Annotated in this window: 13 protein-coding genes; 5 read left to right on the top strand and 8 right to left on the bottom strand. The window is 66.4% G+C overall.

Annotated features, from left to right (window positions below):
* Positions 1-9 precede the first annotated feature (9 nt).
* Together ABD678_RS08670 and ABD678_RS08665 are read left to right on the top strand one after the other, a co-directional pair.
* Positions 10-357 carry a hypothetical protein gene (locus tag ABD678_RS08670; RefSeq protein WP_344755724.1) on the top strand — a complete coding sequence of 116 codons (348 nt, stop codon included), beginning with the start codon at positions 10-12 and terminating at the stop codon, positions 355-357.
* Positions 358-383: 26 nt separating this feature from the next.
* Entirely contained in the window at positions 384-1,433 is a 1,050-nt protein-coding gene (locus ABD678_RS08665; protein WP_344755722.1) for an FUSC family protein, read from the top strand.
* A 28-nt stretch (positions 1,434-1,461) separates the two neighbouring features.
* Here the strand turns inward: ABD678_RS08665 and ABD678_RS08660 are convergent, their stop codons facing one another.
* Positions 1,462-1,953: a hypothetical protein gene (locus ABD678_RS08660; protein ID WP_344755720.1), complete on the bottom strand. Its 492-nt coding sequence runs from the start codon at positions 1,951-1,953 to the stop codon at positions 1,462-1,464.
* A 41-nt stretch (positions 1,954-1,994) separates the two neighbouring features.
* Between ABD678_RS08660 and ABD678_RS08655 the strand changes: the two genes are divergently transcribed.
* The gene (locus ABD678_RS08655) at positions 1,995-2,972 is read left to right on the top strand and encodes an NAD(P)H-quinone oxidoreductase (RefSeq protein ID WP_344755718.1); all 978 of its coding nucleotides are present in this window, start codon (positions 1,995-1,997) and stop codon (positions 2,970-2,972) included.
* Positions 2,973-2,981: 9 nt separating this feature from the next.
* On the opposite strand, the gene ABD678_RS08650 is transcribed toward ABD678_RS08655, so the two are convergent.
* The 5 genes from ABD678_RS08650 to ABD678_RS08630 are packed head-to-tail and all read right to left on the bottom strand — an operon-like array spanning position 2,982 to position 8,013.
* Positions 2,982-3,728, bottom strand: coding sequence for a FadR/GntR family transcriptional regulator (locus tag ABD678_RS08650; protein ID WP_344755716.1), 747 nt, complete (start codon positions 3,726-3,728; stop codon positions 2,982-2,984).
* A gap of 2 nt (positions 3,729-3,730) precedes the next feature.
* Positions 3,731-4,519 carry a 3-oxoacyl-ACP reductase gene (locus ABD678_RS08645; RefSeq protein WP_344755714.1) on the bottom strand — a complete coding sequence of 263 codons (789 nt, stop codon included), beginning with the start codon at positions 4,517-4,519 and terminating at the stop codon, positions 3,731-3,733.
* On the bottom strand, positions 4,516-5,889 hold the full coding sequence (locus tag ABD678_RS08640; RefSeq protein ID WP_344755712.1) for an aldehyde dehydrogenase family protein: 1,374 nt from the start codon (positions 5,887-5,889) through the stop codon (positions 4,516-4,518). The genes ABD678_RS08645 and ABD678_RS08640 overlap by 4 nt, the downstream gene beginning before the upstream one ends.
* Positions 5,886-6,611 (bottom strand): gamma-glutamyl-gamma-aminobutyrate hydrolase family protein, encoded by a 726-nt coding sequence (locus tag ABD678_RS08635; RefSeq protein ID WP_344755710.1) that lies wholly within the window; start codon positions 6,609-6,611, stop codon positions 5,886-5,888. Before ABD678_RS08635 ends, ABD678_RS08640 begins: the two co-directional genes overlap by 4 nt.
* 19 nt (positions 6,612-6,630) lie before the next feature.
* Positions 6,631-8,013 (bottom strand): glutamine synthetase family protein, encoded by a 1,383-nt coding sequence (locus ABD678_RS08630; protein ID WP_344755708.1) that lies wholly within the window; start codon positions 8,011-8,013, stop codon positions 6,631-6,633.
* Between the two features lie 183 nt (positions 8,014-8,196).
* Here ABD678_RS08630 and ABD678_RS08625 point away from each other — a divergent pair, with 183 nt between their 5' ends.
* Together ABD678_RS08625 and ABD678_RS08620 are read left to right on the top strand one after the other, a co-directional pair.
* Positions 8,197-9,723, top strand: a complete 1,527-nt coding sequence (locus tag ABD678_RS08625; protein ID WP_344755706.1) for an amino acid permease — start codon at positions 8,197-8,199, stop codon at positions 9,721-9,723.
* Between the two features lie 35 nt (positions 9,724-9,758).
* Positions 9,759-10,604, top strand: coding sequence for a UbiA family prenyltransferase (locus tag ABD678_RS08620; protein ID WP_344755704.1), 846 nt, complete (start codon positions 9,759-9,761; stop codon positions 10,602-10,604).
* A 285-nt stretch (positions 10,605-10,889) separates the two neighbouring features.
* Here the strand turns inward: ABD678_RS08620 and ABD678_RS08615 are convergent, their stop codons facing one another.
* Positions 10,890-12,143: a Glu/Leu/Phe/Val family dehydrogenase gene (locus ABD678_RS08615; RefSeq protein WP_344755702.1), complete on the bottom strand. Its 1,254-nt coding sequence runs from the start codon at positions 12,141-12,143 to the stop codon at positions 10,890-10,892.
* Between the two features lie 70 nt (positions 12,144-12,213).
* Entirely contained in the window at positions 12,214-13,599 is a 1,386-nt protein-coding gene (locus ABD678_RS08610) for an MFS transporter (protein WP_344755700.1), read from the bottom strand.
* Positions 13,600-13,621: the final 22 nt, after the last annotated feature.

The raw sequence follows: 13,621 nt of genomic DNA, 5'->3' as shown, positions 1-13,621 counted from the left end.
CCTGCCCCCATGGCCGGGATCAACCTACCGTTCATCATCACCCTCGCCATCGCTGTCGTCGCCCTCGTCGGCATCGCCGTGGCGGTTCGCCGCCTCCGGTTCGCCGGCACCCTCAACCTCTCCAACGCCTCGATCAGTGCGGCTGCGGCATCCCTCGTCCTCGCCGGGGCACTTCTGGCGAGCGTCGCGGTCGGCGCCGCTGATCCCGCAGCCGCGGCCGCACCCGGCGAGTCCGAAGGTCACAGCGTGGTCGACGACTCGGTGCCGTTCGTGCCCGCGGAAAGCAACGTTCCGGACGACGGTTACCTGCCCGTCGAGATCGAGGACCTCGAAGGGCTCCAGCTCCCGACCGAGTGAGCCGCCCACGCGGCTACGCTGAACGGATGGCGCGCCCCGTCCTGTCCCTCCAGTCGAAGACCAGGAGCCCCGTGCTGCAGGTCGTCAAGACCTCGATCGCGGCGATCGCCTCCTGGCTCGCCTGCAATCTGCTCCTCGGACAGCCCGTGCCGATCTTCGCCACCATCGCGGCGCTGCTCGTCGTTCAGCCGAGCGTCAACCAGTCGCTCGCGAAGGGCCTGGAGCGAAGCATCGGCGTCGTCCTCGGCGTCACGCTCGCCTACACGGCGCATGAGCTGCTCGGGGATGCGACCTGGGTCGTCCTGGGGGTCATCGTCGTCTCACTCCTGCTCGCCTGGGTGCTGCGTCTGACCCCCGGCTCGGCGAACCAGATCCCGATCAGCGCCATGCTCGTCGTCGCGCTCGGCGGCGGGACACTGCATTACGCGGGGGAACGTGTCATCGAGACGGTCATCGGTGCCGTCATCGGGCTCGTCGTCAACGTCATCATCGTGCCGCCGGTTCTCGCGGGCCCGGCGCACGCGGCCGTCACCCGGCTGGCCGACGGGATCGCGGCATCGCTCGACGAACTCACTGCGAACCTCAGGTCGGTCTCGGATGCCGCCGCGCTCCGATCGATGCTCGTGCGAGTCCGAACCCTTCGCGCCCTGCAGGCGGAGGCCGCCGCCGCCGTGTCGACGGCCGAGGACAGTCTCATGCTCAACCCGCTCGGCACCCGGCACCGTACGGCACTCGAACGGGACCGTGAGTACCTCGCCTCCCTCTCCGTGCTCGTGACGCGTGTGGTCGGCATGACCCGCGCGGTGCACGACCATTACGACGACGCCCTCGCGTCCGACCCGACCGTGGGAGCCATCACCGTCGAACTGGACCGTGCCTCGCACGATGTGCGGCTCTCCGCGCGCAACCTCACGCGCCCCCTCCACGACGACGCCGAACCGGTGACCGCTGAGCTCCCGGCCCTGACCGCCCCCCTCGTGATCGCGAAGCCGCATCCGGATCACTGGATCCTGGTCGGCTCGCTCATGGAAGACCTCCGGCGCGTCCGCGAAGTGCTGGCCGGACTGGCCGACTGACCGTCCCGGCGGCGAACCGCCCCGGCCCCTAGAAGCCGCCGGACGCCGAGAGGTCGAGCCAGCTGAGACTGGCGAAGTCTTCGGGTCCGAGTCCGAACTCGTCGGAGCGCGTTGCGATCATGCTGCGCAGTTCACCCGACGCCGCATCCGATCGCACGAGCACGAGCAGTCCGTCCTGCCCACCGCGTACGGTCGCGACCCGGATGACGAGGACCGAACGGTCCTCGCTCATTCCTCCGAGGCGCCAGCGGCTCGCACCGCTCTTGAGGATGCCGCGCCCCTTCGACCGGAAGACCCCGTCGACCCACTCGCTCTGGATCGTGATGAGCCGGCTCTTGCCCTCTGGCGAGGTGAACTCCTGCTCCTCGGAGATCGCGAGCGGTGTCGTCTCGCTCACCTCGAAGCGGAACACCGGGTCGCGACGATCGCCATCGAGCCAGTCGACGATGTTGGTCGCCCCGACACGCCAGCTTCCCGGCAGTACTTCGGCAATGGTTTCCTGATCCAGCGTGGTCGGCATGGTTAAACGGTATCCCCGCTGGCTGGGCGTACCGTGGAGCCATGCGGGCCGTCAGGATCAGTCGACCAGGGGGGCCGGAGGTTCTCGTCGAGGCCGACCTCCCCGACCCGGTTCCCGCGCACGGCGAGGTGCTCATCGACGTTGCCGCGGCGGGGGTCAACCGCGCCGACCTGCACCAGCGGGAAGGCGGATATCCGCCGCCTCCCGGTGCTCCCGACTGGCCGGGGCTCGAGGTCTCGGGGGTCATCTCCGCGCTCGGCGACGGGGTGACGGATGTCGCCGTCGGCGACCGGGTCTGCGCCCTGCTGCCGGGCGGGGGCTATGCCGAGTCGGCGATCGCCTCGGTGGGCCAGCTGCTGCCGGTCCCGGAGACGATCGACCTCGTCGATGCCGCCGCACTGCCGGAGGCGATCTCGACGGTCTGGTCGAACGTCTTCATGACCGCCGCCCTGCGCGCCGGCGAGACGCTCCTCGTCCACGGCGGTTCGAGCGGTATCGGGACGATGGCCATCCAGCTTGCGCGCGCGTTCGGCTGCGAGGTCGCAGTCACTGCGGGGACAGCGGCGAAGCTCGAGGCATGCGGACGACTCGGGGCCGGCATCCTCATCGACTATCACGAACAGGATTTCGTGGCCGAGTTGCTCAAGGCGACCGACGGTCGCGGGGCCGACGTCATCCTCGATGCGATCGGCGGCGACTACCTCGACCGCAACATCCAGTCGCTTGCCCGTCACGGCCGGATCGTGCTCATCGGCAACCAGAGCAAAGCGCCAGGCGCCCTCAACGTCGGTCGGCTCATGGCGAAATGGGGAAGCGTCCACGGAAGCGCCCTCCGGGCGCGGCCGCTGGCCGAGAAGAACGAGATCATCGCGAGCGTGCTCGCGAACGCCTGGCCGCTCGTCGCCTCAGGGCAGGTCGTTCCCGTGGTCGACGAGCGGTTCCCTCTTGCGGAGGCACGGCGGGCGCACGAACGGCTCGAATCGAGCACCCACATCGGCAAGCTGCTGCTCGTGCCCTAGGGTTCTCTCCTAGCTCAGGAAGCCATGCAGCAACGCTGCGGAACCCTCCAGGTGCTCACGCATCGCCTCGACTGCCCGCTCCCTGTCGCCGGTGAGGATTGCGACGACGATGGCCTCGTGCTGCTCGTTCGAATGATCGATGTTGGGAGCGAGTAATGGGATGTTGTTGAGCAGTTCGTTGACTCGCATCCGGTTGTCGGCGATGAGGGATACCAGCGATGGCAGCCCCGTCAGCTCCGCGATGGTCAGGTGAAAGCGGGAGTCGAGGCGCCGGTAGTCGTCGATGGACGCCTCCTTGGTCTCCTGAAGCCGACTCCACAGCAGCTCCCGATCCGCGGCGGACAGCGACCTGATCGTCGCGGTGCCGACAGCGCCGAGTTCGAGGATCTCACGCAACCCGAGAACGTCGTCGATGTCGGCAGCCGTCGGCGTCGACTGCACGATGCCGGTGATTCCCAGCGTCCCCAGCGGCAGGGTGTCGCTGACGAACGTCCCACCGTACCGGCCCCGCCGGGAGACCAGGAACCCGGCATCCGCCAGGGAGCGGATCGCCTCCCGCACGGTGTCGCGACTCACCGAAAACCGCAGGGCCAGGTCGCGTTCGGAGGGCAGGGCACTCCCCGGCGCAACAATTCCCAACCGGATGGTCTGCAGCAATCGGGCGACCGTGTCCTCGAAGGTGTTCCCACTGCGCACCGGGCGGAACAGCGCCCCTCCGACGACACTCGGGTCGGTGGTCCCCTCCTGATCCGCCACGACTACAGGGGTGTCACGTAGGCGGAACTGATCCCGCCGTCGACGAGGAAGGTCGATGCGGTGATGAACGAGGAGTCGTCGCTCGCGAGGAACGCGACAGCGGCCGCCAACTCCTCCGGCTCGGCGAACCGACCGATAGGGATGTGCACGAGTCGACGCTGGGCACGTTCCGGGTCCTTCGCGAAGAGTTCCTGAAGCAACTCGGTGTTGACCGGGCCGGGGCACAGGGCATTGACCCGGATGCCCTGGCGGGCGAACTGCACGCCCAGTTCCCTGGTCATCGCCAGCACGCCGCCCTTCGACGCGGTGTAGGAGATCTGGCTCGTCGCCGAACCCATGACGGCGACAAAGGATGCCGTGTTGATGATCGAGCCACGCTGCTGCTTCACCATGTGCCGCAACGCCGCCCGCGAGCACAGGTAGACGGATTTCAGATTGACGTCCTGCACGCGGTCCCAGGCCGCGAGTTCCGTGGTCTCGATCGAATCATCATCGGGAGGCGAGATCCCGGCATTATTGAACGCGATATCGAGAGAGCCATATTCTTTCTGCGCGGAATCGAAGAGTGTGTTGACCTGCGCCTCATCGGCGACATCCACTTTGACGAACAGGCCACCGACCTCGGCGGCGGCCTTCTCACCCGCCTCGACGTTGAAGTCGCCTATCACCACCGTTGCCCCTTCCGCAGCGAATCGCCTGGCCGTCGCGAGCCCGATACCGCTCGCACCACCGGTGATCACCGCGACTCTCCCCGCGAGCCGCTGGGTGAGGTCGATCTTCTGCAGGGTCATGGCTCTCCTTGGTCGGTTGCGATGAAGACGTTCTTGGTCTCGGTGAACGCGGCGGCGGCATCCGGACCCAGTTCTCGACCGAGACCACTCTGCTTGAAGCCGCCGAACGGAGTCGAGTAACGCACCGAGGAGTGCGAATTCACCGAGAGATTTCCGCTCTCCACTCCCCGCGCAACGCGGATGGCGCGCCCGACATCGCGTGTCCAGATCGAGCCGGACAGCCCGTACGCACTGGCATTCGCAAGCGAGATCGCATCGGCCTCATCGTCGAAGGGCAGCACAGTGACGACAGGTCCGAAGATCTCGTCGATGACGGTGCGGTCATTGCGCGACTGGGGCAGGAGAACGGTGGGGGCGAACCAGTAGCCAGGCCCGTCGGGCGCACTCCCCCGGAAGGCGACGGGCGCGTCCTCCGGAACGTACGCCGAGACGCTGTCGAAGTGCGCCTGCGAGACGAGCGGGCCCATCTCGGTCCTCTCGTCGGAGGGAGGGCCGACACGAACCGACTTGACCGCCGGCTCGAGCAGTTCGAGGAATCGGTCGAGAACGCCCCTCTCGACGAGGATTCGACTGCGTGCACAACAGTCCTGTCCGGCATTTTCGAACACCGCGTACGGTGCGGTCGCAGCGGCCTTCTCGAGGTCGGAATCAGCGAACACGATGTTCGCACTCTTCCCGCCGAGTTCGAGGGTGACGGCCTTGACCTGTTTCGCACATCCCGCCATGACCTGTTTGCCCACCTCGGTCGACCCGGTGAAGACGACCTTGCGAACGTCCTGATGGGTGACGAATCGTTCCCCAACCACCGACCCCTTTCCCGGCAGCACCTGGAACAGACCGGTCGGAAGACCCGCGTCAAGCGCCAGTTCTCCGAGGCGAATCGCCGTGAGCGGTGTCCACTCCGCTGGTTTCAGGACAACGGCGTTCCCTGCCGCGAGTGCCGGCGCGAAACCCCAGCTCGCGATCGTCATCGGGAAGTTCCATGGCACGATCACACCGACGACGCCGAGCGGTTCGAGGAAGGTCACGTCGAGGCCGCCGGCGACCGGGATCTGCTGGCCCAGCATCCGCTCCGGGGCGGCGGAATAGTAGTTGAGAACGTCGCGAACGTGCCCGGCCTCCCACCTCGCCTGGGTGATCGGATGCCCGGAGTTCGCGACTTCAAGCAGGGCGAGTTCCTCGATCGCCTCGTCCACGACGACGGCGAAACGCCGCAGGGCTGTGGCGCGTTCGGCCGGAGGCAGGGCGGCCCATGCGCGCTGGGCGGAGACTGCCGCTGCAATTGCGGAGTCGACCTGCTCGAGGGAGCTCTGCACCACCGTCGTCACAACGGTCTCATCCGCGGGATTGATGACGGTCGTCTCGGTCACTTCATGGCCTTCCTGGCAGCATCCACGAGTCCCTCGAACAACCGGATGTCGTCCGGGTTCTCCTCCGGATGCCACTGCACCCCCACGCCGAACGGTACCCGCTCCAGCTCGACAGCCTGGATCACGCCGTCGCCCGACCTGGCGCTGACGGTCACGCCATCCGCCACCCGGTCAATCGATTGGTGGTGGTAGGAGTGCACGCTGACCACCGGCCCGCCCAGGGTCTCGCTCAGTACCGTGCCGTCATCGACCGCGACGTCGTTCTCGCTGTAGTTGCCGCCGCCGAGGTTGTAGCGGTTCGAGCCGATCACCTCGGGAAGGTGTTGATGAAGGGTCCCGCCCAGCACGACATTGAGCAGCTGCATGCCGCGGCAGATGCCGAGAAACGGGAGCTCACGCCTGATCGCCGCCGTGAGGAGCGCGTCCTCCCACGCGTCCCGGTCCCGGCGCGGCTCGTCTGTTGTCTCGTGCGGTTGCTGCCCGTACCGGGCCGGGTCGACGTCCTTGCCACCAGTGACGATGAGCCCGTCGACACCGTCCAGCACGCGATCGGCGATCTGCGCGTCGACCGGTTGCGGGGGCAGCAGTACGGCGATGCCACCCGCGCGATTGACGGCGTTGAAATAGGCGTGCGGCAGGAAGGACGCCTTCACATCCCAGACCCCCTGCTGCGCACGTTCGAGATACGTGGTCAGGCCGATGACCGGCGCGCGTCCGGGCATCGGCGATGCGTTCGTGGAGTCAGAACCTTTCGAAGCCACGGACTCTCTCCCAATCCGTCACGGCGGCATCGAACGCGGCCTGTTCGACACGGGCGTTGTTGAGGTAGTGGTCGACGACATCCGTGCCGAAGGCCGACTTCGCGATCTCGGATTGCGCGAACAACGATGCCGCCTCGCGTAACGACGCCGGAACCCGGGGAGCATCGCTGACATAGGCGTTGCCCTCGAAGATCGGCTCGAGTTCCAGCTCGTTCTCGATACCGTGGAGCCCGCCCGCGATCAGGGCGGCCACCGCCAGGTACTGGTTGACGTCACCGCCGGGCACCCGGTTCTCCACTCGCAGACCGAGCCCGTGCCCGACGACTCGCAGGGCGCAGGTTCGGTTGTCCAGGCCCCAGGCTACGGCCGTCGGCGCAAAACTTCCCTCGACGTAACGCTTGTACGAGTTGATGTTGGGGGCGAGGAACAGTGAGAATTCGCGAAGGGTCGCCAACTGACCAGCGATGAAGTGTTCCATCAACTTCGAGAAACCGTGCTTGCCCTTCTCGTCTGCGAGCACCGCATCGCCGTTCTCACTCCGCACCGAGAAGTGGATGTGGCAGCTATTGCCCTCCCGCTCATTGTATTTCGCCATGAAGGTGATCGATTGGCCGTGCTGGCCGGCGATCTCCTTGGCGCCGTTCTTGTAGATCGCGTGGTTGTCGCAAGTGGCGAGTGCGCGATCGTAGCGGAAGGCGATCTCCTGCTGCCCGAAATTGCACTCCCCCTTGACGCCCTCGCAGTACATGCCCGCACCATCCATGCCGTTCCGGATATCACGCAGGAGGGGCTCCATGCGCGTGGAGGCCAGAAGCGCATAGTCGATGTTGTAATCGCTCGCCGGGGTGAGACCCGAGTAGTTCCTGCCCCAGGCCTCCCGGTAGGTGTCCTCAAATACGATGAATTCGAGTTCGGTGCCGACGAAGGGCACCAGCCCGTGTTCGGCAAGGCGAGCGATCTGGGTCTTGAGAATCTCGCGCGGGCTCTGCACGACGGGTGCCTCATCCAGCCAGGTGAGGTCGGCCATCACCAGGGCGGTCGCCTGGAGCCACGGGATGAGCCGAAGCGTGCCCAGGTCCGGAATCATGGCCATGTCTCCATAGCCCTTTTCCCAGGACGACATCCGGTACCCGCTCACCGTGTTCATCTCGACGTCGACGGCCAGCAGGTAGTTGCAGCATTCGGCGCCGTGCCCGGCGAGCTCATCCCGGAACAGGCGAGCTGAAGCCCGCTTTCCCATCAATCGGCCCTGCATGTCGGTGAAGGCGATGATCACGGTGTCGATCGACCCGTCGTCGATGAGGACGTTGAGTTCGTCGACCGTAAGGTTGCCGGAACGCGGTTGTGTGGTCGATTCGGTCATGCCGTCACTCCTCGGTGAGTCTGCCAATCCGACCATTAGAGCACAGGTCAGTCACGAACAGACTAGAACTTATTGGAGGGTTTTTGCATCTAAAGGTAGACATGGGGTACCAATAGGGGCCACACTCGTGGAAAATCCCGCAGGCAACGATGCCCGCGCCGGTGGATACCTTTTGGAGGACGAATGGCTGAGAACAAGGGCACCAGCGTGTCCGGTGTCACATATACGAAGGCCGAGGACGGTTACTTCGAAAAGCGCAGTCTCAAGAGAACTGCCGGGGTCTGGGGCCTCTGGGGTCTCGGTGTCGCCGCCGTCATCTCCGGCGACTTCTCGGGTTGGAACTTCGGACTCGATTTCGCCGGCTTCGGCGGCATGGCCATTGCCTTCGTCGTCGTCACGATCATGTATTTCGGAATGCTGTTCAGCATCGGTGAGATGGCAGCGGCCATGCCCCACACCGGAGGTGCCTACTCGTTCGCCCGAGCGGCGATGGGCCCCTGGGGAGGGTTCATCACGGGGCTCGCCGAGACCATCGAGTACGTGGCGACGACCGCGGTCATCGTCTACTTCTCCGCGGCGTATGCCAATGGGATCACGGGCGTGCTCTTCGGCTTCGAACTACCTGGGTGGATGTGGTGGATCATCCTTTATCTGATCTTCATCGCTCTCAACACGGCTGGCGCAGCAATCTCCTTCAGGTTCGCCATCATCGTGTCGGTCATCTCCATCGCGATCCTTGGCGTGTTCGCACTCATGGCCATCTTCTCCGGCGTGTGGAGTGCCGACAAGCTGTTCGACATCGCACCGGATGCGGGTCAAACCTCCTTCCTGCCACACGGCTGGATCGGCATCCTGTTCGCCCTGCCGTTCGCTATCTGGTTCTTCCTCGGGATCGAGGAGCTGCCGCTGGCCGCTGAGGAGTCCCACAACCCGTCGAAGGACATCCCGAAGGCGGGAATCACCGGGCTGTGGACGCTCGTGGTCTGCGGACTCGTCGTGCTCGTGCTGAACCCGGGCATCACCGGTTCAGCGGCGCTGGGCACTGCCGCAGAGCCGCTGCTCGACGGATTCCGTGCGATCGTGCCGGAGGGTCTCGCAGCGGTGCTCGCGGCGTTCGCGCTCATCGGGCTGCTGGCCTCTCTCCAGGGCATCATGTTCGCCTACGGGCGCAACATGTACTCGCTCAGCCGCGCCGGCTACTACCCGAAGTTCCTGTCGCTGACCGGAAAGCGCCAGACCCCATGGGTTGCGCTGCTGATCGGCGGAGTGATCGGATACGCCGCGCTGCTGTTGGTCGACTTCGGGGGTGCCATCGCCGGACCGATCGTCCTGAACATCGCCGTGTGGGGCGCCGTACTGGCGTACCTCCTGCAAATGGTGTCGTTCGTGGTCCTGCGCAGGAGGTTCCCGAATGCGAAGCGCCCCTACCTGAGCCCGGTGGGCGTTGGTGGAGCCATTGTCGCCGGTGTACTGGCCGCGGTGATCTTCCTCGGCTTCCTGGTCAACGAGGCGTTCCGACCGGCGATCGTCGCGATCGTCATCGTCTACGTCGTCGCACTCCTGCTCTTCGCCCTGTTCGGTCGCAAGCAGCTCGTGCTCTCGCCGGAGGAGGAATACGCCCTGAGTGGTGGTGTGCACCGCGACCCCCAGGCCGAGGGCTACGACGTCATGGAGGAGGACGTCTTCAAGGGAGACGGAGCGAAGAGTTAGCCGCCGGTGACGATCGAGCCGACTACCATGTGAGGATGCGGGGACCCGGGCGGCGACATCCGGTCCTGGCCCTGGTCGGCTCGACCCACCCGGGGCCAACGCTCGCGGTCACGCTCATCACGGTCTTGCTCGGGATGGGCGTCGTCCTTGAGCCGTGGCGGCTAGCAATGCTTGGCGCAGCGATGTTGTGTGGCCAGGCCTCGGTCGGGCTCGCCAATGACTGGCTGGATGCCGCACGTGACCGGGCCGCTGGGCGCCGCGACAAGCCGGTCGCCACGGGCGAGGTCGGTATCCCGCTCGTACGCGGCGCGGCGTTCGCGGGGCTACTACTTGCAGTCGCGCTTACCCTCCCGCTCGGGCTTCTCGCAGCGATCGCGCACGCACTGTTCATCGCGGCAGGCTGGGCGTACAACCTCTGGCTCAAACGCACCGCGCTCTCCCTGCTCCCCTACCTCGTCGGGTTCGGCGCGCTTCCCGCGATCGTCACGCTCGCGCTGCCCTCCCCCGCGTTGCCAGCGGCCTGGGCTCCCGCCGCAGGGGCGCTCCTCGGAGTCGCCGCCCACTTCGCGAACGTCCTCCCCGATCTCGAAGCCGACCGGGCGACCGGCGTCGTGGGGCTCCCGCACCGGTTGGGGGCGCGGACATCCGGGATCGTGACGTTCCTCGCGCTGGCTGCGACATCCGGTCTCGTCGTTTTCGGCTCAGGGATGCCCGGATTCGTCGGCTGGGCCTGCCTCGGCGTCGAGGCGGCGATCGCCGTCGCCGGCATCACTCTCGCCCTAACGCGACCACCAGGGCGGCCGCTCTTCCGGCTCGTGATCCTCGGCGCTCTCGTCGCCGTGGTATCTCTCGTCCTCTCCGGCGCACACCTCGTTGCCTGATTGGCCTGCGCATGGGGCTATCCGCGTTGCCGCTACCGCCCCACCCAAGCCGTCGCTGTCCCACATGACTGTCCCAAATGAAGGAGTTGGCAACGGCGGTCGACTTTCGAGGGCCGCGTTTCCGGCAAATATTGCGCTATCGTCGCGCCACCTCCTTCATTTGGGACATCGCTGCGGCGTGACGCCGGACGACTGCTGCTGCGCAGCGCGCATTGAGACCGAGGTCATCAGTGCGAAGGTTTCGATACGCGGCCTGCGGTCGCTACTCAACCACCGGCAAGTCGATCAGGGGTAGACGCCGCGGATGACGTGCGCCTCGACGACCCGCTGCACCGCGAGCGTCGTGGCGGCACCACGCAGCGAGAGCTTGCGCTCCTTCGCGTAGTCGTGCACCTTCGCCCAGGCGCCGAGCATCCGCTCCTCCAGCCGTGACTCGACCTCGTCCTCGCGCCACCAGTACGCCTGGTTGGCCTGCACCCACTCGAAGTAGCTCACGATGACACCGCCGGCGTTCGCAAGGATGTCGGGCACGACGATGCACCCCTTCGCCTCGAGGATCGCGTCGGCGGAGGGGGTCGTCGGGCCATTCGCGCCCTCGACGATGACCTTCGCCTTGATGTTCGGCGCGTTCTGCTCGTGGATGACGCCCTCGACCGCGGCCGGGATGAGCAGGTCGACCTCGAGTTCGAGCAGGGCGTGGCCGTCGAGCGCCTCGGCGCCCGAGAACCCAACGACGCTGCCGGTCTCATCCACGTACTCACCGAGCTTCGCGACATCGATGCCGGATACGTTGTACAGCGCGCCGTACTCGTCGCTCACCGCGACGACCGTGAGGCCGGCCTCGAAGGCGAACTGGGCGGCCCCGCGACCGACCTTGCCGAATCCCTGCACCGCGGCGGTCGACTTCTGAGGGTCGATCCCGTTGTCGCGCAGCGCGGCGAGCGCGATGTGCACGACGCCCTCCGAGGTGGAGGTGGCCCGCCCGAGCGAACCGCCGATGCTGATGGGCTTGCCGGTGACGACCGCCGGGATCGAATACCCCTTGTTCATCGAGTAGGTATCCATCATCCAGGCCATGGTCTGCTCGCTCGTGCCGACATCCGGTGCCGGGATGTCCGTCTCCGGTCCGATGATCGGCATGATCTCGCTCGTGTAGCGGCGCGTCACGCGTTCGAGCTCACGCTGCGAATACTGCCGCGGGTCGATCGTGACCCCGCCCTTCGCCCCGCCGTACGGGACGTCGAGCAGGGCGCACTTCCAGGTCATCCACATCGCGAGGGCGCGCACCTCGTCGAGATGCACATGCGGGCTGTAACGCAGGCCGCCCTTGGCCGGTCCGCGCGCGAGGTTGTGCTGAACGCGATAGCCGGTGAGCACCTCAATGCTGTCGTCGTCGCGGCGCAGCGGGATGCTCACGGTGAGTTCTCGACTCGCGTTGGCGAGGATTGCGTACATGCCCGGGTCGCAGCCCAGCAGGTCGGTCGCCTCTTTGAGCCTCGTGCGGGCGTCCTCGAGCGGGGTGGAGACAGGATCGGCCACGGTGACTCCTTCGTCAACTGGTTCGGTACGGGTGAGACCCAGTCCAGCGTGCCATGAAAGCCATGCACCTTTACTGATCCACGGCTGCGTTTTCCGTCGACTCCTGCGCGATGTTCGCAGGATTCTGGATGCCGATCGCGGAAATCACACCGCCCACGATGAGCAGGGCCGCACACACGATGAGAGCGCGATGCACGCCGTCGACGTCGAGGCGCTCGACGACGATGATCCCGAGCATCGCAACCGCCACGAGCCCGGCCACGCGTGCGATGGCGTTGTTGATCGCCGAGCCGATTCCGGACTGCTTCTCGCTGATCGAACCCAGGATGGCCGCCGTGAGCGGTGCGACGGTGATCGACAGGCCCAGCCCGAACAGCAGGATGCCGGGCAGCAACTGCCACCAGTAGTTCACGTCGGCCGTGACGCTCAGCATGAGCAGATGGCCGAGCCCGGCGATGATCGGCCCGACCGACATGAAGAGCCTGGGGCCGTACTTGCCGGAGAGCCCACCGAAGACCGAGGAGAGGAGCATGAGGATGATCGTGACCGGCAGCACGGCGATGCCGGCGAGGATGGCCGGCCAGCCACCGGTCTGCTGCAGGAACACGACCACGATGAACCCGGACATCGCGAGCGCGCCGTAGATGAAGAGCGTGGCGAGGTTGCCGACCGCGAAGTTGCGCACTCGGAACAGGTTGAGCGGCATCATCGGCTGGGCCGCCGTCGCCTGGCGCCAGAGGAAGCCCGCGAAGGCGAGCACGCCGATGGCCATCGGGAGCCAGATGACGGGGCTCGCCCATCCGTAGTTGCCCTGCTCGATGAGGGCGAACACGGGTGCCCCGACGCCGACGATGGCGAGCACCGCCCCGGCGAAGTCGATCCTCGTACCGTGATCGCGCTCGCCCTTCTGTTCAATCTTCGCGAGCAGGAAGATCGTGACGGCGATGGGGATGAGGTTGATCGCGAAGACGAGTCGCCAGGAGACCATGTCGACGAAGAGCCCGCCGACGACGGGGCCGGCGATGAAGGCGGCACTCGTCCACGCGGTCCAGGAGCCGATCGCCTTCGCCTGCGCGGCCCCGCGGAACGCCGACATGATGATCGCCAGGGAGCTCGGGACCAGGAGCGCACCGGCGATCCCCTGCAGCCCGCGGCTCACGATGAGGACCTCGACGTTCGGCGCGAGCGCGCAGAGAAGCGACGTGAGGCCGAACCCCCACAAGCCGACCCGGATGACGACGACCCTGCCGTAGACATCCGAGAGCGAGCCGGCGACGAGGATGAGCGCGCCGAGGGTGATGAGGTAGGCATCCACGACCCACTGCTGGGTGGAGAGGCCACCGCCGAGCTCGCTGCTGATGGCCGGGAGTGCGACGTTGACGACGGAGCCGTCGAGGAAGGCGACGAACGAGGCGAGGATCGCGACCGAGAGAACGAGCCGCTGCTGACTGGTCATGGTCACAGTAAACACCCACGCG

The sequence above is a fragment of the Leifsonella bigeumensis genome, assembly GCF_039537265.1.
Lineage (GTDB): Bacteria > Actinomycetota > Actinomycetes > Actinomycetales > Microbacteriaceae > Terrimesophilobacter > Terrimesophilobacter bigeumensis.
The sequence above is the reverse complement of the archived record's forward strand: the minus strand, read 5'-3'. Positions and strand labels throughout refer to the sequence as shown.